This window comes from Microbacterium sp. 05N427 (assembly GCF_056397105.1).
Window position 1 is genome coordinate 1 of record NZ_JBFTMT010000010.1, and the last position, 16,551, is coordinate 16,551.

Sequence of the window (16,551 nt, forward strand, 5' to 3'; positions counted from 1 at the left end):
GAAGGGGCAGGTGGACAACCTGTTGGGTGAGGATTTCAAGACGCAGCATGCGTCGGGGAAGTTCGGTGAGGGTTATGGGGAGCTGACCACGGGTCTGAAGCAGGCGGTGGACGGTATCAATGACATGTCGGAGTCGCTTCTGGGGATGATGCGTGCCATCCAGGATCTGGACACGCAGCTCGCCGGCGGCTGAACCACCAGCCGCACGTATCGGAGGCGTCGTGCCGGATCCGTCCGCACGGCGCCCCGATGCATCCGCAGCAGCAGGCGCCCGCAGGGGCGATGACACGGAGGGCATGACATGGCGGGGGACGGGGTTCTTTACCCGATCGACGATCTGAAGACGACCAGCGCGCAGCTGATCGCGATCGTCGATGAGTTCGAGGCGGCGTCGAAACGGCGTGACGATCTCGAGCAGGCGGTGGGCCGCCCGGACGGCGATGACCGTCTGAAGTCACGCGTGCACGACTTCGAGGGAAGTTGGGACGACAGCCGCGACAAGCTACTGTCCAAGCTCAAGGAGATCTCCGACCGGGTGAAGGGCACCGTCGACGAGGTCACCAAGACCGACACCGACATGGCCGGCTCGATGCAGCAGTCCGGCCAGGGCGCCGGCGGCGGTCGCGGCCGCGCTGTGGCGAACTGAGGGGGAGCGGGATGAAGACCCACAAGGGGCATGAGGTCGCCGTCATCGAGGGCGACTCCGCGGCGATCAGCGATCGCGGCACGGCCATCACGACGCTCGCGACGCAGATGACGACCGCCGCGTCCACCCTGCAGGACATCAAGAGCGGCAAGCTCGTCGGCAAGGGCTACGCGATGGACAAGATCAAGGACGTCATCGGCGACGTCCACGGAGACCTCGACGAGGCAGGTCGGCGCTACAAGCCCGCGGGCAAGACACTCACCGACTACGCAGGGGTGCTCGCCACGGTGCAGGCGCAGATGAAGACCATCGTCGGCGACTGCGAGACGAGCGAGAAGGCTCTCGCCACGGCGCAGTCCGACGCCACCGCAGCGGACAGCGCGCTCACCCAGCACAACACGTCCGTCTCCGACCACCCGCCGGCGCCCGACCAGGCCGATGCGTCGAAGTCGGCGGGCGAGAAGCTCAGCGGGGCTGCGTCGTCCGCGCACTCCATGCTGACGACGGCGAACGAGACGCACGACCACAACCTCGGTCGCTTCGACACCGCATATGACACCTGGGACGAGGCGTACGAGCACGCCGTGAACGGGCTCGGCGACGCCAACAAGATCGGCAAGGACAGCACCTGGGAGAACATCGCGGGCGTGCTCGCGGTGATCTCGGAGTGGGTCTCCTGGATCGGTCTCGCGATCGCGGTGCTGGGCCTCATCATCGGCGGACCGTTCTTCGCGATCGCCGCCCTGGTCGTCGGCGTCATCGCCCTCGCGCTCACGGTGGCGCTGATGTTCGACGGCAGGAAGGGATGGGGCGATCTCGCCTGGGCGATCGTCGGCGTCCTGCCGATAGGCAAGCTCGGACAGGGCTTCGGAAAATTCTTCAAGGCGATCCCCAAGCAGCTCACCGGCCCGCTCGGCCAGATCCGCAACATCCGCGGCATCACTGCTGTCGCAAAGGGCGGCTGGAAGGCGGGCACCAAGGCGAAGTTCGGCGAGTTCGTCACGAACATCTCCAAGACGCGCATGACTGGACCGTTCTCACTCGCGGGCCTCGGCCAACGGTTCCTCGGCGGTGCGAACAGGTCGTTCACGGTAGCGTTTCAGGAAGGGCTTCAGGGCAGCACGGCCTTCGGCAAGCAGCTTGCGTCGAAGTTGCCACCCGCGCTTGCGGACATGGTGACGTCCTCCCCGTCGAAGTTCGAGCAGGCCTGGAACGTTTACAAATGGGCGGACAAGGCTGTCGCGGTGACGCAGGGCAAGCCCTCCGGGGGCCTCTCACCGGCCAAGATGATCAACGGATGGGCCGGATGAGCGAACACCACACGAATGCGACGGTACGGGCCGAGTGGGATCTTGCCTTCGACGACGCATGGTTCCTGCCGCTCCCGGCGGCGGAAGAGCTGACGGACGCCGAAGCGGGTGAGAACTGGGTCCGCGATGCTGTCGCGCATTGGGCGGCCGGCGCAGCACTCACCACGGGCGATCTGGAAGCTCTTCGGGTGACCGCCCGTGGTCTGCTGTTGATGGCCGACCCCGGCATCACACAACTGTGGTTCACTCCGCCCGCGGTGTACAGCGACGTCCTTGTGCAGCTCACCGTCGGTCCGGCTGAAAGCGCGAGTGTCGAGGACCTCTTGTTCGAGATCGGAGTGCTGCCGGACTCGGCGGCCTCCGAGCTGATCGCCATCGACACGGACACGCACGGTCGCGGGGTTCTGCTGCGACGCACCTCCGCCGTCGACGTGGAGGGGGCGGGTCTTCCGATCGCAAATTGGACGGTGCTGCTCAAGTCGGGACCGTGGCTGATCAGGGCAGAGGCGTTCGGGGCCACCTTGGAGTCGTTCGCACTGATGGAGGAGCACCTTCCCCGCCTTCTCTCCGGTATCACGCTTCCACCGGGGGATCCAGCGTGACGGAAGAACCCGAACTGCCGATCGTTGAACTCGAGCGACGGGCGCGAGTCGCGGATCACGCGATCGACGCGGCTTGGCTCCAGTCTTCCGAAGAGGGCCGCGTGCGGATGAGGGCCCTCGCGAAGAACGGTTCGATGCCCTCATGGCCGGGGGCGACGTCGGCGTCAGTACGACGACGAGCGGCGGAACACGCTGAGCTGGCCGCGCTGCTCATCGAATATGCGCGGGTGGTGTCGCCGCATGTGCGCCATGCGGACCTCGAACGGTGGACGTCGTTGCTCTCGGAGGAGCGCCGCCGGCGCGGTGACGGACTTCTGTTCAACGCGCTGCGACAGAGCACCGTCGGTGCAGTGTCGTTGTACCTGGAGTTCGGCCGGCTGTCCGACGGCGTGCGTCGAGCCGTCTGCGACTGCGGTTACGCCAGGGACGGCACGGTGCCCGATCGCTTCTGCGATGACTGTGACGAGGAGCTCCTGGGGCAGTGGGTCGCAGAGGAGCGGAGGATCCTGCGGTCGTCGCCCGTGTACGCGGAGGAGGTGACCGCGGTGCTCACTCGTGCTGCGGCTCGGCAGTCGGCTGTCATCGAGGCCCCGGGCGAGAGCGCCTTCTCCGACGCGCAAGGCGTCCGACGCGCGGCGGGTCGCGCGACACGTCGACTTGCGCGTCGACACCGCCACGAGCTCGAGCCCTCAGACCGATGGCGCGAGCTCGCCGACCTCAGCGCGCGGTCGATGACGACGGCGGTCCGGCTTGACGCCAAGAAAGCCGGCCGCCGCGGCTTGGGGGCGGCGGGGCTCGCCGAGTTGGGAGTGCGCGGGAACGAAGAGATCTGGAAGTCCGCGAACAGCCGGGTGAATGCGAGGAAGGGTCGTTGATCACCGATCGCGCGGTGCGGAGGGGGTCGCGCTCCTGTGGTTTCGCAGCGAGCGGCGTGATCCCTGYGCACGTCTGCTCCGATTGCGGAGACCGGCTGCTCTCCGCGTGGGTGCGCGAGGAGCGCCGGCTGCTCGAACAGTGTCCGGACTATCGTGACGCCGCGGCCGTGGTGATCACCGGGGCGACAGCAGTGCAGGAACGAGCGCTCGTCTCGAAGAGCGTCGACGAGCCGGTGGTTCTCGCTCAACTCGCGCGTGACAATGCAGCCGAGAACCTCGGCGGAATCCGCAAGGCACACGCAGGCCACGTGCTGATCGGCGCCTTGATGCATGGGGACGCCCTCGCCCGTGCCGCGCAGCACGACCCGCGCCTGGCGAAGGCGAAGAGCGTGCGTCGCTATGCCGACATCGGACTGGGCGCAGCACAACTGACGCGCCTCGCCTGGTTGGCTCCGGTGCGGATCGGGCGGGGGAAGCGCAATGCCTGATCAGGACAATGGATCGACGACGGGGGATGTGACATGGGAACGATGAACGATCTCGGGGTCGAACTGCGGTTCGGCATCCCCGCCTTCCGGTTCGTGCTGCCGCCCGGCTGGGTGCAGCACGTGCCGACGAACGCCGCGCAGGAAGACGATGTGAAACGCGCCAGTGCGATCTTCCGGCAGGCGAACCGCCCGGATCTGGATGCCGAGTTCCGTGGACTGATGGCGCAGACCAACCAGGCGATGGCGCGCACCAAGGTGTTCGCGATCTACCGCCAGGAGCAGGTCGAGATGGACGAGCTGCTGCCGATGTCGATCACGGCGTCCGCGCTCAGCGCGGCGGACGGCGAGAACCTCGACGGCTGGGTGTCGGACGCGTTCCGCACCAAGGGCGCGCAGTTCCTCGATGAGGATGCGCCGCACATCGTGCGGTGGAGGTCGGAACCGCAGCGACCGGCGAACGCGCGTCGGATCGAAGGGGTCAGCGGACGCACCCTCACCTACGTGATCCCCGCGCCGGGAACGCAGCGCCGCAAGGCGCTCGTGTTCACCACCACGATCGTGATCCCGGACGGCGACGTCGTGCCTGGTGAGGTCGTCGACTCCCTCGAGCTGCTCAGTGACGCGATGATCTCCACGTTCACTTGGGAGAGCGAGCTCGAGGAGCCGGCGCTGCCCGAGATGCCGGACGGTGCAGCGTCGACCCAGGTCAGCGCAGCCCCCGCCGACTGATCCGTCCTTTCGGCGGTTCGGCGCCTGCCAGCAGGCATGGGCAGTCCTCCCCATCGACGGGGTGTCGTGGGGTTGTTAGGTTCGTTATGTCGGGCCGGTGGGGTCCGGTCCAAACGATTTACCGGAGGTGTTGACGATGGCCGATTTCGGTGCGTCTTATGCGGAGATGGAGCAGGTGGCGTCGTCGTTGTCGCAGGCTCGTGATGATATTCAGGGTCAGTTGGACACTCTGAAGGGGCAGGTGGACAACCTGTTGGGTGAGGATTTCAAGACGCAGCATGCGTCGGGGAAGTTCGGTGAGGGTTATGGGGAGCTGACCACGGGTCTGAAGCAGGCGGTGGATGGCATCAATGACATGTCGGAGTCGCTTCTGGGGATGATGCGTGCGATCCAGGATCTGGACACGCAGCTCGCCGGCGGCTGAACCACCGGTGCTGCGGGGGCCGGTGGCACGTCCACCGGCCCCCGTTCCGTGCTCTGCGGCTGGTGGCGGCGTACCGGGATCCGGCGCGCGGCCTTGATAACGTGAGGGGATATGAGCCTGTCGAACGACATCTGGGAGATTCCGGCCCAGACCACCGACATCGAGGGTCTGGATGCGCAGGGGCGTCCGGATCCGACGTATGCCCAGGCCATCGGGCTCGTCCCGGCCCGCGCCGGCACGCGGGTGCTGTCGACCCTCCTCGAACTGGTCGTCGCGCTCGTCATCGCCACGCCCGGAGCGATCGCCGGTACCAACCTCGTGCTGCTGAGCGCGGGTGATCCCGCCGGGCTGCTGGCCCGCAAGGACCTGATCTGGATCCTGCTCCCGCTGATCGTCTCCTACGCGCTCATGTTCGCCTACACGCTCGTGCAGCTCATCCTGCACGGCCTCAAGGGAGTGACGCTCGGCAAGGCCGCGTGCGGGATCCGCACCGTCAACGTGCGCACGCTCGAGAAGCCCGGCTTCTGGCGCGGCGCCGTGGTGCGCTACCTGATCCTCGCCGCGTCCTTCCTGGTGCCGCTGATCGGCCCTCTGCTCGTGATCGCGCTGTCGCCGCTGTTCGATGCCGAGCGGCGCGGACGGGGCTGGCCCGACCGCGTGGCGGCCACCTGGCTCGTCGACGTGCGCCGGGGCCTGAACCCCTACGACGGCAAGCGCATGCGCATCGCCCGCAAGCAGATCACCACCGAGGTGCACGAGGCCGCCCCGGAGCTGCCCTCGCTGGCCACTCCGGTCGACCGCGACGCCCCGGCCGTGTATGTGCCGACCGGCCGCTTCTCCGGCGGGGTCGTGGGCGCGCACCGCGCCGCGGCTCCCGCGGCAGCGGGTGCGGCCGCGGCCACGGCGCCCGCCGCGGCCGGAGCCCCGGTCGTCGGGGTTCCCTCGCTGGCCACACCGCCCGCCGGTCCGGCCCCGGTACCGGGGCCCGTGCCTGCGCCGACGGACGCCCCCGTGGGCGGTTTCGCCCCTCCCTCCGCGCCTGCTGCTGCTGCTGCCTGGCAGCCGCCGACGATCGCGCCGGCGGAGACTCCCCCCGCACCGGCACCCGCACCCGCACCGGCACCCGCACCCGCAGATGCGCCTGCACCCGCGTCCGCACCCGCGTCCGACGCTCCCCGCGCGGTCCTCGTGATCGACAACGGCGAGCGGGTCGAGGTGCGCACCGCCACGCTCATCGGGCGCGCGCCCGCGACCGGCGACGGCGACGGCGACGCACAGCTCGTGCGGGTTGCGGACGAGACGCGCTCGGTCTCCAAGACCCACGTCGCGATCCTGCTCTCGCGCCGCGGCGTGGTCGCCGTCGACCGCGGTTCCACCAACGGCAGCTCGATCGTGCGCGACGGCGCGGAGCACCCGCTGACGCCGGGGCACCCCGCCGAGCTGCGCGCCGGGGACGTGCTGCGCTTCGGCGACCGCAGCCTGCGCGTGGAGCAGGCATGACCCCCGGCGCCCGCGCGGCCGCCGCAGAAACGACAGCGCGCGAGCGCCGCCCGGAGGATCACCGATGAAGGTCAAGCTCACCCTGCGCCGCCCCGGCGCACCGCTCACCGACATCGTCGTCACCGCCGACTCCACGGCGACGGTCGCCGACGTCGCACACCACATCGCCACGACGGATCCGCTGCGCTCGATCCGGGTCGCGCACGGGGAGACGCTCACGCTCTCGGTCGCGCCGCCCACGAGCGAGCGCCTGGTGACCCTGAATCCCGACCTCGCGATCGGCGACGCCCCGGTCGGATCCGGCTTCCTCGCCGAGATCGTGAACCTCGGCGCCGACCGGATCGCGACCGGCACGGCGGGCGCCCGTCCCGCCGCGCACCTGCGGGTGCTCTCCGGTCCCGCCGCCGGTCAGGAGTTCTCCTTGCCGATCGGTCACTTCGTGATCGGCCGTGAGGCCACCGCCGACGTGCATCTCGCCGACCCGCTCGTCTCGAAGAAGCACTCCCGCATCGAGGTCGCCGGAACGTTCGTCGAGCTTGTCGACCTGAACTCGGCGAACGGGATCCTCGTCGACGGCGGCCTCGTGCAGCGCCTGCGGGTCATCCCTGGTCAGCCGTTCACCCTCGGCGACAGCGAGATCGTGGTGCGCCTCGTCGGCGACTTCGACGGCAGTGCGGCGGATCAGGATCCGGTGCTCGAGCGCGGGGGTGCGCTGCTGTTCAACCGCAGTCCGCGGGTCGAGGAGCGCTTCGCCGGCGAGGAGGTGGACGAACCGCGCTACCCGAGGGACCAGGTGCAGCGGCTGTTCCCCTGGCCCATGCTCGTCGCCCCGATCCTGCTCGCAGTCACCATGTTCGTCTTCACCCAGCGACCGCTGTCGCTGCTCATGGCGGCGGCGAGCCCGATGATGATGTTCGGCAACTTCATCTCGCAGAAGACCAACCTCGGTCAGCGCCTGCGCAAGGAGGCCGAGCTGTTCGAGGACCAGTTCGAGCGCCTCGAGGAGAAGCTCTACCACGCGCGTCCGCGCGAGCACGCGGTGCGCAACAGTGAGGTCCCTGCGGTCGCGGTCGTGTTCGATGAGGCGATGCGGCTCGGGCCGCTGCTGTGGACCCGTCGTCCGGAGCATTGGAACTTCCTCGCGGTGCGGCTCGGCACCTGCTCCGACCTGTCCCGCACGACGATCACCCGCACCGAGGCCGCCGAGGCGCTGCCCGAGTTCGTGGAGCGGGTCGATCGCCTCGAGGAGCGCTACCGCGTGATCGACGACGTGCCGATCCTCGAGTCGCTGCTGAGCGCGGGATCCATCGGCGTCGCAGGCCCCACCTCGGTCGCCGGGGATGCGCTGCGGGGCCTCGCCGTGCAGCTGTTCGGGATGCACTCGTCGAACGAGCTCGTCGCGGTGGCGCTCACCGAGCCGGGCTGGGCGAACGAGCTCGACTGGCTGACGTGGCTGCCGCACACCTCGAGCGAGCGCAACCCGTTCAAGGAGATGGCGCTGGCCGACTCGGCATCCACGGGCACCGCGCTGCTGAACGGACTCGAGGAGATCGTGATGCGCCGGTCGACGGCGACCGCGGCTCAGCGCCTGCCGTACGGCGACGACTGGGATCCGATGCGCTACGGCACCGACGTCAAGCGCGCCGCCGAGGAGTCCGCGTTCGAGGGGCAGGCGGCGGTGCTCGTCATCGTCACCAACGACGCCCCCGTCGATCGAGCCCGGCTCACTCAGATCCTCGAGCGCGGCGCCGACGTCGGCGTCTACGCCCTGTTCGTCGCGCCCGTGGTGGAGGCGCTGCCGGCCGCCTGCCGCAGCTTCATCGACGTCTCGGCGGGTCTCGAGCACGCCAGGGTCGGCACGGTCCGCAACGGCGTCGTCTACCCCGACGTGAAGGTCGAGGGCGTCTCGCACGCCTACATGACCATGTTCGCCAAGCGTCTCGCGCCGGTCGTGGACGCTTCGACCGTCGTGGAGGACTCCTCCGACATCCCGAACTCGGTCATGTTCCTCTCGCTCGTCGGATCCGAGACCGCATCCGATCCGACCAGCGTGATCGACCGCTGGCGGCAGAACAACACGATCATCGACCGCTCCGGCGCACCCCAGTCGCGGCTCAAGAAGGCGGGCAACCTGCGCGCCATCATCGGCCAGTCGCAGACGGACGCGATGACCCTCGACCTGCGCACCCAGGGCCCGCACGCCCTGGTCGGCGGCACCACCGGTGCGGGCAAGAGCGAGTTCCTGCAGGCGTGGGTGCTCGGCATGGCCGCCGCGCACAGCCCCGACAGGGTCACATTCCTCTTCGTCGACTACAAGGGCGGATCCGCGTTCGCCGACTGCGTCGACCTCCCGCACACCGTCGGGCTCGTCACCGACCTCAGCCCGCACCTCGTGCGCCGTGCACTGACAAGCCTCCGTGCCGAGCTGCATCACCGCGAGCACCTCTTCAACCGCAAGAAGGCGAAGGACCTTCTCGAGCTCGAGAAGCGCCGCGACCCCGACACCCCTCCCGCGCTCGTGCTCGTGATCGACGAGTTCGCCGCCCTCGCCGGCGAAGTGCCGGAGTTCGTCGACGGTGTGGTCGACATCGCACAGCGCGGTCGCTCGCTCGGCATCCACCTGATCATGGCCACGCAGCGTCCCGCCGGCGTGATCAAGGACAATCTCCGCGCCAACACCAACCTGCGCGTGGCGTTGCGCATGGCGGACGAGTCGGACTCCAAGGACGTCGTGGACGACGCGGTCGCGGCGTCCTTCCCGCCGTCGATCCCCGGCCGAGGGATCGCGAAGACCGGCCCGGGACGCCTCGTGCCGTTCCAGTCCGCCTACGCCGGCGGCTGGAGCACGGACGAGGAGCAGGTGGCCGACGTGCGCGTGGCCGAGCTGCGGTTCGGATCCACCCAGCTCTGGGAGCCGGACCAGGAGCCCGAGTCCGACAGCCACGACGGAGACCTCGGGCCCAACGACCAGAAGCGGATCGTCGCGACGCTCGTCGCCGCGGCGACGCACGCCGGCATCCCCGCGCCGCGCCGACCATGGCTCGATGACCTCGAGCATGCGGTCGACATCCGCGATCTCCCCACGCTCGGCGACGGGCAGATCCTGCTCGGCAAGACCGACGTGCCGGCTCGTCAGCTGCAGGAGCCCACGTATTTCGTGCCCGATCGCGACGGCTCCCTGCTCGTCTACGGCACGAGCGGCGCGGGTAAGTCGACCGTGCTACGGACCCTCGCGATCGCGGCGGGATCGGATGCGGCCACGAATGTCGAGGTGTACGCGCTGGACTTCGGATCCGGGGCGCTGAAGAGCCTCGAGGTCCTGCCTCAGGTCGGATCCGTGATCTCCGGCGACGACGCGGAACGCGTGCAGCGCATCCTGCGCTCGCTCGCGCGCGTGCTCGACGACCGCGGCAAGCGGTTCAGTGCCGCGAACGCCGCGAGCCTCACCGAGTACCGCGATCTCACCGGCATCGACGAGCCGCGGATCCTGTTCCTGCTCGACGGGTTCCCGCAGTTCCGCGGCGAGTGGGAGTCCACCACGGCGCGGATGCCGTTCTACCAGACCTTCATGCGCATCCTCGGCGAGGGGCGTCCGCTCGGCGTGCACGTGATCGCGACCGCCGACCGCTCCGGATCCGTACCCACCGCGGTCAGCGCGAACGTGTCGCGCAAGGTCGTGCTGCGTCTGAGCGACGAATCGGGCTACGCCATGCTGAACGCCCCGAAGGACGTGCTCGACGAGCGCTCCGCGCCGGGCCGCGCCATCGTGGACGGGCTGGAGACGCAGATCGCGACGCTCGGCGGCACCCCGAACGTGGCCGAGCAGACGAAGCTGCTCGAGGCGATGGCCGCGGAGCTGCGCTCCGCGGGAGCCCGCGAGGTCGCCGAGATCGGATCGCTGCCGACGCGGCTCGCGGCCTCGACGCTCCCCGACCGGATCGGAGAGTATCCGGTGCTGGGCGTCGCGGAGGACACGCTCGCCGCGCGCGAGTTCGACCCGATCGGCACGTTCCTCGTGGCGGGCCCGCCGCTGTCGGGCAAGACCACGGCGCTCAAGGGGATCATCACGTCGATGCGCCGCTTCGATCCGGGGGTCAAGCTGTTCCACTTCGGCGGGCGCCGGTCCGTCCTCAAGGACTATGCCGACTGGACGCGCAGCGCCACCACGCCCGAAGCCGCCAAGGAGCTCGCGGCGGAGCTCGCGGAGCTCGCCGGCGACGAGTCGATGCCCGTGCGCCTGCTCGTCGTCGTCGAGGATGTGCCGCAGTTCGCGGACACCCCCGCCGAGCGCGACATGAAGGCGCTGTTCCAGGCGATCAACCGCAGCGACCACCTGCTGATCGGCGATCTCGACGTGACCCAGGCCACGAGCGGGTTCGGCTACATCGGCGACTTCAAGGCGGGCCGCAAGGGCATCGTGCTCAAGCCCGATGCCTTCGACGGCGACGCCGTGTTCAAGGTGCCGTTCCCCAAGGTCAAGCGCACCGATTTCCCCGAAGGGCGGGGCATCTTCGTGCAGGCGGGGCGCCAGGTGATCATGCAGCTGCCGCTCGTGGAGGGGGAGACGCTGGCCTGAACGGCGCGTCAGCCGGCGAGTGCGCCGGCCCCGGCGGCCTCGGCGTGCGACGAGCCGCCGACGAGGGCGATCACGTCGTTCAGGATCATCCCGAGGACAGCCGCATCTGCGCCGACGACGTCGGCGACCAGGACGCGCCCGCCCTCACGGCGCTGGGCGCGCAGCAGCATCCCGACGCGGACGTGCTCCGCCGGGGCGACGAAGGACAGCACCGCTCTGCCTCCCTCGAAGAGGACGGTCTTCTGCGGGATGGTGTGCGCAAAGGGGGAGTCCGGCACCTCAGCGACGCCTTCGATGATGCTGAGGTCGGCGATCGCACCCGTGGCCGAGGGGCCGAGGGCGTGCCACACCCTCCCGATGACCCGGGAGGTGACGGGGAGACGCGCGATGGTCGCCGTCATGGCTGCGGTGGCCTCATCCGAGGCTTCGAAGCCCTGGAGCGTCTCGACGGCGATCCGGGTGAGCGTCGCCGCGAGCTGCGGGGCCTCGGCCTCGTCCACGCCGTACGGCGTCGGCAGCCAGCCCTCGGGGAGATCGTCGCTCATGCGAACCTCCAGGTGAAGGTGGACGCGATGGCATCGGCGAGCGCGGCGAATCCGTCGAGCGCGGGACCGGCCTCCGCCACGCCGGGGTGGACAATCGATGCCATGATCATGATCCCCCGCGAGGGGGCCTCTCCGGGGAAGGGGCGGACGTAGGTGATCTCGCGGGACCAGAGCCCTTCCAGGTCCCCCTGGCTCCTCCGGTCCGATTCCCAGCGGTGCACGAGCGTGCCGTCGCCGGCATCGAGCACCTCGTGCCCCGCGCCGGCGCGCTGCTTCACGTCCTCATGAAAGGGACCCTGTGCGATCCAGGGCGTCGTCACGATGCTCATGGGGGTGCCGCCTTCGACGGGCGGCACGACCGGCATGTAGATCTCGATGGCGCTCTGGTTCCGCAGCTGCGACCATTGGCGCTGCACGGCCGCCCGCACCTGTGCGAACAGATCGGGTCGGGACACCTCGGCGAAGCGGGAGCGGAGCAGGGCGATGAGCTCGTCCCGTCCTGTGTCGTCCGTCACGAACCGCCCCCAGTCCGGGGGCACCAGCAGCGTGTAGCCGTTCGGCTCCGCGGGGCGCACCCCCAGCAGCTCATCCTTCAGCGACATGGGCCGCCCTCCTGCGACGCCGCTCCGCGCGGATCCGTCCCATCCGGCGATACGCCGCGATCATCGCGACGACCATGATGAGGCTGAACGGGCTGATCACCCAGTGCCAGCCCATCGGATATCCCTCCGGCCCCGGTGTGCGGATGACGCCGGTCGGGTCCATGTCCAAGGCGGCGATCTGCCAGGGGAAGAACGCGCAGAACAGCAGGGGGACGAGCCCCATGAACGGGATGTCGTTCGCGATCTCGAGTCCGCCGGAGAACAGGTACGCGGACGCGCAGGCGATCGCCAGCGCGCCGGTCAGGATCGTGAGCCAGGCGGGGATGCTGAAGACAGGCCAGGGCAGCAGCTCCGGCCACATCCGCTCCGGCGCGTTCGAGTAGTAGATCCGTCCGCCGTTGAAGATATACCGGGCGCCGACGGGAACGATCCACTGCAGCGCCATGGCGAGTGACGCCATGGCGCCGATGAACCGCAGTAGCCCGAGACGATCCGACAGCCCTCCTCGGTTGAGTCGGAAGTTCGAGAACGTCGAGAACGGCATGGTCCGAGTCTACGGACGCCCGAAGGAGTAATAGAGCGGGTTCGTCGGGGCGCTGTAGACGCCTCCGGCCACCCCGGCGATCCAGCTGCCGACGGCGGTGATCCCTGCGCCCCCGATCTTCGGCACGGTGTCGACCACGATGTTCGCCCAGGCGTCGGCGATCGTCGCGCTGCGCGGGCCGGTGCGGGCAGTCCAGTCGGACAGCGCGGTGCCCCACTTGCTGAGGGCGGACCACTCCGGGCCGCGCGCGAGGGTCGAGAACGGATTGACGAAACCTCCCAATCCCGGCATGGACTGGGTGCGTACGCCCCGGGCGAAGACTGGCAGTTTCGAGGCGGTCTGGGAGGCGCTGAGAAGGCCTTCTCCGCCGTTCGCGACGGTCGCGAGCTTGATCGAACGCGCGGCCAGGCCGCCGACGCCGGCGGTGACGAGCCCGAAGGCGCTCCAGAGCACGTCCGACAAAGACGCCTTGCCGTTCGCATAGAGGTAGATCGTTCCCGCGAGGTGGATCGCGGAGAGCGCCAGAGTGCCGACGAGCAGGATGGTCGACCAGGGGCTCGACACGACGAACAGCGCGGCGATCGCGATCACGATCAGGGCATAGCCGATGATCTCGATGGCCTTGGCGATCCATCCCCAGAAGCTGTCGTCGTTGTCGGCCTTGTCGATGGCATCCGCCACACCGTCGGCGGCCTTGTCGAAGGCCTCCTCCCACGCGGAGTACGCGCTGTCGTAGGCGCGCCACAGCGAATCGCGGTCGCCGGAAGCAGCCTCGACGGCCTTGTTGGCGGCTGTCACGTCCTTGTCGTGCTGGTCGCCATCGGTCGAGGGGGCCCAGGCGGCCTTCTGCTGTTCTGAGATCGCGTGGTTGTACGCGGTCTCCGCGGAGGTCAGCGCCTCGTGATGGTTGGCGTACCACGCACGCGCGGTCTCCAGGGCCGTCGCATACGGCGAGAGCGCCGAGCCGGTGCCCGAGTAGCGCACCCCGGCCTGGCGCAGATCGGATTCGATCTTCTCCGAATCCTCTTTCAGCTTGTCGGTGCCTTGGCTGATCTGCGAGGCGGCGATGTCGCGCAGCGTGTCCGCGGTGCGCTTCATCGCGTCGCCGAGCGTCTTGTACTGCTCCGCGGTATCGGCGATCGTCTCGGGGACGCCGGCGAACTGGCGCAGCTCGTGGCCGGTGAACGGGGAGGAGCTCACTTGTGGCCCTCCTTCGACTCCAACTCGGCCGAGGCCTTCTTCTCCCATTCGTCCCAGCCGTCGACGATGCCGGAGATCCGCTTGTACACGTTCTCGACGGACTTCGCCAGGTCCTCGCGATTGCCCGACCAGTTGGACTCGAACCAGCCGACACGGTCCCGCAGCTTCGACTTGCCCTGGGGATCGCCGATGGCGTCCTCGAGCGTGTCGTTGATCTTCGCGGCGCCGTCGAAATCCTTCTTCGCGGTCGCCAGCGTGTCGCGTGCGTCGCGCAGCCGAGCAAGGTCCAGCAGTACGTCCATGAGTCTTTCCCTCCGCGAGAGAACCTATCCCAGCAGGGCCGCGCCCTTCGATGGGTAGTTGTCCCCATCGACGGTTTCAGTGGGGGGTTGTTAGTTTGTTGTTGTCGGGCCGGGGTGGTCCGGTTCAGGTGATTACCGGAGGTGTTGACGATGGCCGATTTCGGTGCGTCTTATGCGGAGATGGAGCAGGTGGCGTCGTCGTTGTCGCAGGCTCGTGATGATATTCAGGGTCAGTTGGACACTCTGAAGGGGCAGGTGGACAACCTGCTGGGTGAGGATTTCAAGACGCAGCATGCGTCGGGCAAGTTCGGTGAGGGTTATGGGGAGCTGACCACGGGTCTGAAGCAGGCCGTGGACGGTATCAATGACATGTCGGAGTCGCTGTTGGGCATGATGCGTGCGATCCAGGATCTGGACACGCAGCTCGCCGGCGGCTGACACCGCACCGCACGATCTCGAGGGACCGGTGGCTTCGGCCGCCGGTCCCTCCGTCGTGAGCGCGCACGTCGCGGATCCGATGGGGAGTCCTCCCCATCGACGCGCGCGGCGAGGTTCCATAGGTTGGTGTTGTCGGACCGGAGGGGGATGATCGCATGGCCGAGGCCATCTGGATCAAGTACGAGGAGCTGAGCGCGGTGAGCCTCAAGCTCAAGGACATCGTGACGGAGCTGGAGGGGGCGTCCTCTCGGACCGACGCGGTGCAGGACGCGATCGACTCGCCCTTCGGGAAATCGAAGCTCAAGGACGAGGTCGGCGACTTCGAGTCGCGCTGGGACGACAAGCGCCGTGATCTGGCCCGTGACATCGGGAAGGTCCAGGAGCACGTCCAGGGCGTGCTCGACGGTTGCAAGAAGTGGGACGAGGACACGGCGAAGAGCATGGAAGTCGACGCCACAGGACAGAACCCGCCGCGAAAGATCGGAACGCCCTGATGTACATGGAACGTTCGCCCAAGGGGCGTCAGATCGAGCGCCTCAAAGGCAATGCGGACACGATCTCGAAGCGCGGGGCGGAGATCACGTCGCTCGGCGACGCGATGGGCGAGAGCGCTTCGTTCCTGAAGGCGCTGCACGACAAGAGCTCGGGGCAGAAGGGCGAGGCGATCGAGAAGCTGCAGGAGATTGTGGGCGACACCCACGAGCAGCTCAAGCTCGCCGGCGAGCTTTATCGGCCGACCGGCCCGGTGCTGGTGTCCTACGCGACGACGCTCTCGGAGGTCCAGCCCCGGCTCAACGCGGCCGTGAAGAGCTGCGAGGAGCTGTGGACGACCTTCTCCGGGCTGCCGGGGTATCTGCAGGGCGACCGGCCGACGTGGGTCGTGCCGCCCAAGGAGGGCTCGGACGAGGCGACCGAGAACGCGCAGGAAGACGCATCGAAGAAGCAGAAGCACGAGGAGTTCGTCGCCGAGGCGCGTGTCTTCGATTCCGAGTACGACACCTGGGAGACCGCTTTCGACACGGCTGTCGACGGCATCAGCAAGGCCACGAGCGGCAAGATCAAGGACGGCTTCTGGGACAACGTCGACGGATACGTCGCGGTGGCGCTGGAGGTGCTGAAGGTCGTCGGTCTGATCCTCACCGTCGCCGCGATCATCATCGGCGGTCCGATCATCGGCGCCCTCGCAGCGATCGCCGCGATCGCGACCCTGGCGCTCACGATCTATCAGGCCACGCGGGGCGACGCCGGGCTCACGGACGTCCTCATCGCCGCGATCGGCGTCATACCGTTCGGCAGTATGGGCAAGCTGTTCGGGGGGATGAAGGGGCTGCGGAGCTTCGCCGACAGCGCGCTCGGCGGACTGCTCACCGGCGCCGGTCGCGCGCCCATCCGTCAGGAGCTCGCCCGGGTCTTCGGCAGTGGCACCTCCGCCTTCAAGTTCACGGGATCCTTCGGTGCGGGAGCCCGCAACTTCTTCGGTACGCTGCTGCAGAACCACGGAGTGGACGGGCGAGCCGTCGACTCGATCGCGCGCTTCTTCACCGGCAAGGGGGCGGGAGCCCTGAACAACATGTCCAGTGCCCCCGACATCCTGATCAGCGTCGGGTGGACCATGTACTCCCGCGCCAACACGATCGTCGGGAACATCCCCGGATCCGGCGGATCGATCAACTCCACGATCGTGCACGCCCTCTCCGGCGACAAGTGACGTGTGCCGGGCGCTCGCGCGCCGGGCTGCGGCGGGGATGACATGCTGGTGGCGGAGGGGTG

At 68.7% G+C, this 16,551-nt stretch carries 18 protein-coding genes; 13 read left to right on the forward strand and 5 right to left on the reverse strand.

The features are described from left to right. The 10 genes from AC1DG4_RS10905 to AC1DG4_RS10950 all read left to right on the forward strand — a co-directional run. Positions 1–193: WXG100 family type VII secretion target (locus tag AC1DG4_RS10905; protein WP_477421234.1), on the forward strand; the 193-nt coding region annotated here is incomplete at its 5' end. Positions 194–301: 108 nt separating this feature from the next. After that, on the forward strand, positions 302–646 hold the full coding sequence (locus tag AC1DG4_RS10910; RefSeq protein ID WP_477382132.1) for a hypothetical protein: 345 nt from the start codon (positions 302–304) through the stop codon (positions 644–646). An 11-nt stretch (positions 647–657) separates the two neighbouring features. After that, positions 658–1,956, forward strand: coding sequence for a hypothetical protein (locus AC1DG4_RS10915; RefSeq protein WP_477382131.1), 1,299 nt, complete (start codon positions 658–660; stop codon positions 1,954–1,956). Then, complete coding sequence (locus tag AC1DG4_RS10920; RefSeq protein ID WP_477382130.1) at positions 1,953–2,558, forward strand: hypothetical protein; 606 nt, start codon at positions 1,953–1,955, stop codon at positions 2,556–2,558. The genes AC1DG4_RS10915 and AC1DG4_RS10920 overlap by 4 nt, the downstream gene beginning before the upstream one ends. Continuing rightward, a complete protein-coding gene (locus AC1DG4_RS10925; RefSeq protein ID WP_477382129.1) occupies positions 2,555–3,433 on the forward strand; it encodes a hypothetical protein in 879 nt (292 codons plus the stop codon). The genes AC1DG4_RS10920 and AC1DG4_RS10925 overlap by 4 nt, the downstream gene beginning before the upstream one ends. Further along, on the forward strand, positions 3,430–3,921 hold the full coding sequence (locus tag AC1DG4_RS10930) for a hypothetical protein (RefSeq protein WP_477421235.1): 492 nt from the start codon (positions 3,430–3,432) through the stop codon (positions 3,919–3,921). The genes AC1DG4_RS10925 and AC1DG4_RS10930 overlap by 4 nt, the downstream gene beginning before the upstream one ends. Before the next feature lie 33 nt (positions 3,922–3,954). Then, the gene (locus AC1DG4_RS10935; RefSeq protein ID WP_477382127.1) at positions 3,955–4,650 is read left to right on the forward strand and encodes a hypothetical protein; all 696 of its coding nucleotides are present in this window, start codon (positions 3,955–3,957) and stop codon (positions 4,648–4,650) included. 136 nt (positions 4,651–4,786) lie between these two features. Continuing rightward, the gene (locus tag AC1DG4_RS10940) at positions 4,787–5,074 is read left to right on the forward strand and encodes a WXG100 family type VII secretion target (protein WP_052674178.1); all 288 of its coding nucleotides are present in this window, start codon (positions 4,787–4,789) and stop codon (positions 5,072–5,074) included. Positions 5,075–5,185: 111 nt separating this feature from the next. Next, positions 5,186–6,574, forward strand: a complete 1,389-nt coding sequence (locus AC1DG4_RS10945) for an RDD family protein (protein WP_477378078.1) — start codon at positions 5,186–5,188, stop codon at positions 6,572–6,574. 64 nt (positions 6,575–6,638) lie between these two features. After that, entirely contained in the window at positions 6,639–11,150 is a 4,512-nt protein-coding gene (locus AC1DG4_RS10950) for an FtsK/SpoIIIE domain-containing protein (RefSeq protein ID WP_477378080.1), read from the forward strand. A gap of 8 nt (positions 11,151–11,158) precedes the next feature. Here the strand turns inward: AC1DG4_RS10950 and AC1DG4_RS10955 are convergent, their stop codons facing one another. From AC1DG4_RS10955 to AC1DG4_RS10975, 5 genes are read right to left on the reverse strand one after another with little or no spacing between them, the layout of a single operon-like run. Beyond that, positions 11,159–11,695, reverse strand: a complete 537-nt coding sequence (locus AC1DG4_RS10955; RefSeq protein WP_477378082.1) for a hypothetical protein — start codon at positions 11,693–11,695, stop codon at positions 11,159–11,161. Continuing rightward, positions 11,692–12,297, reverse strand: coding sequence for a hypothetical protein (locus tag AC1DG4_RS10960; protein ID WP_477378084.1), 606 nt, complete (start codon positions 12,295–12,297; stop codon positions 11,692–11,694). Before AC1DG4_RS10960 ends, AC1DG4_RS10955 begins: the two co-directional genes overlap by 4 nt. Continuing rightward, positions 12,281–12,841 carry a hypothetical protein gene (locus AC1DG4_RS10965; protein ID WP_477378086.1) on the reverse strand — a complete coding sequence of 187 codons (561 nt, stop codon included), beginning with the start codon at positions 12,839–12,841 and terminating at the stop codon, positions 12,281–12,283. The genes AC1DG4_RS10960 and AC1DG4_RS10965 overlap by 17 nt, the downstream gene beginning before the upstream one ends. Before the next feature lie 9 nt (positions 12,842–12,850). Further along, positions 12,851–14,041 (reverse strand): hypothetical protein, encoded by a 1,191-nt coding sequence (locus tag AC1DG4_RS10970; RefSeq protein WP_477378087.1) that lies wholly within the window; start codon positions 14,039–14,041, stop codon positions 12,851–12,853. Beyond that, complete coding sequence (locus AC1DG4_RS10975; protein ID WP_477378089.1) at positions 14,038–14,343, reverse strand: hypothetical protein; 306 nt, start codon at positions 14,341–14,343, stop codon at positions 14,038–14,040. Before AC1DG4_RS10975 ends, AC1DG4_RS10970 begins: the two co-directional genes overlap by 4 nt. A 150-nt stretch (positions 14,344–14,493) precedes the next feature. On the opposite strand from AC1DG4_RS10975, the gene AC1DG4_RS10980 reads away from it, so the two are divergent. The 3 genes from AC1DG4_RS10980 (at position 14,494) to AC1DG4_RS10990 (ending at position 16,489) form a co-directional block, all read left to right on the forward strand. Next, positions 14,494–14,781: a WXG100 family type VII secretion target gene (locus AC1DG4_RS10980; protein ID WP_052674178.1), complete on the forward strand. Its 288-nt coding sequence runs from the start codon at positions 14,494–14,496 to the stop codon at positions 14,779–14,781. A gap of 155 nt (positions 14,782–14,936) precedes the next feature. Continuing rightward, positions 14,937–15,275 carry a hypothetical protein gene (locus AC1DG4_RS10985; protein WP_477378091.1) on the forward strand — a complete coding sequence of 113 codons (339 nt, stop codon included), beginning with the start codon at positions 14,937–14,939 and terminating at the stop codon, positions 15,273–15,275. After that, entirely contained in the window at positions 15,275–16,489 is a 1,215-nt protein-coding gene (locus tag AC1DG4_RS10990) for a hypothetical protein (protein WP_477378093.1), read from the forward strand. The genes AC1DG4_RS10985 and AC1DG4_RS10990 overlap by 1 nt, the downstream gene beginning before the upstream one ends. Positions 16,490–16,551: the final 62 nt, after the last annotated feature.

Bases quoted from the DNA above. Each gene is read 5' to 3' on its own strand.
- AC1DG4_RS10910 (WP_477382132.1), top strand. From the start codon at position 302: ATGGCGGGGGACGGGGTTCTTTACCCGATCGACGATCTGAAGACGACC.
- AC1DG4_RS10915 (WP_477382131.1), top strand. From the start codon at position 658: ATGAAGACCCACAAGGGGCATGAGGTCGCCGTCATCGAGGGCGACTCC.
- AC1DG4_RS10920 (WP_477382130.1), top strand. From the start codon at position 1,953: ATGAGCGAACACCACACGAATGCGACGGTACGGGCCGAGTGGGATCTT.
- AC1DG4_RS10935 (WP_477382127.1), top strand. From the start codon at position 3,955: ATGGGAACGATGAACGATCTCGGGGTCGAACTGCGGTTCGGCATCCCC.
- AC1DG4_RS10940 (WP_052674178.1), top strand. From the start codon at position 4,787: ATGGCCGATTTCGGTGCGTCTTATGCGGAGATGGAGCAGGTGGCGTCG.
- AC1DG4_RS10945 (WP_477378078.1), top strand. From the start codon at position 5,186: ATGAGCCTGTCGAACGACATCTGGGAGATTCCGGCCCAGACCACCGAC.
- AC1DG4_RS10950 (WP_477378080.1), top strand. From the start codon at position 6,639: ATGAAGGTCAAGCTCACCCTGCGCCGCCCCGGCGCACCGCTCACCGAC.
- AC1DG4_RS10955 (WP_477378082.1), bottom strand. From the start codon at position 11,695: ATGAGCGACGATCTCCCCGAGGGCTGGCTGCCGACGCCGTACGGCGTG.
- AC1DG4_RS10960 (WP_477378084.1), bottom strand. From the start codon at position 12,297: ATGTCGCTGAAGGATGAGCTGCTGGGGGTGCGCCCCGCGGAGCCGAAC.
- AC1DG4_RS10965 (WP_477378086.1), bottom strand. From the start codon at position 12,841: ATGCCGTTCTCGACGTTCTCGAACTTCCGACTCAACCGAGGAGGGCTG.
- AC1DG4_RS10975 (WP_477378089.1), bottom strand. From the start codon at position 14,343: ATGGACGTACTGCTGGACCTTGCTCGGCTGCGCGACGCACGCGACACG.
- AC1DG4_RS10980 (WP_052674178.1), top strand. From the start codon at position 14,494: ATGGCCGATTTCGGTGCGTCTTATGCGGAGATGGAGCAGGTGGCGTCG.
- AC1DG4_RS10985 (WP_477378091.1), top strand. From the start codon at position 14,937: ATGGCCGAGGCCATCTGGATCAAGTACGAGGAGCTGAGCGCGGTGAGC.
- AC1DG4_RS10990 (WP_477378093.1), top strand. From the start codon at position 15,275: ATGTACATGGAACGTTCGCCCAAGGGGCGTCAGATCGAGCGCCTCAAA.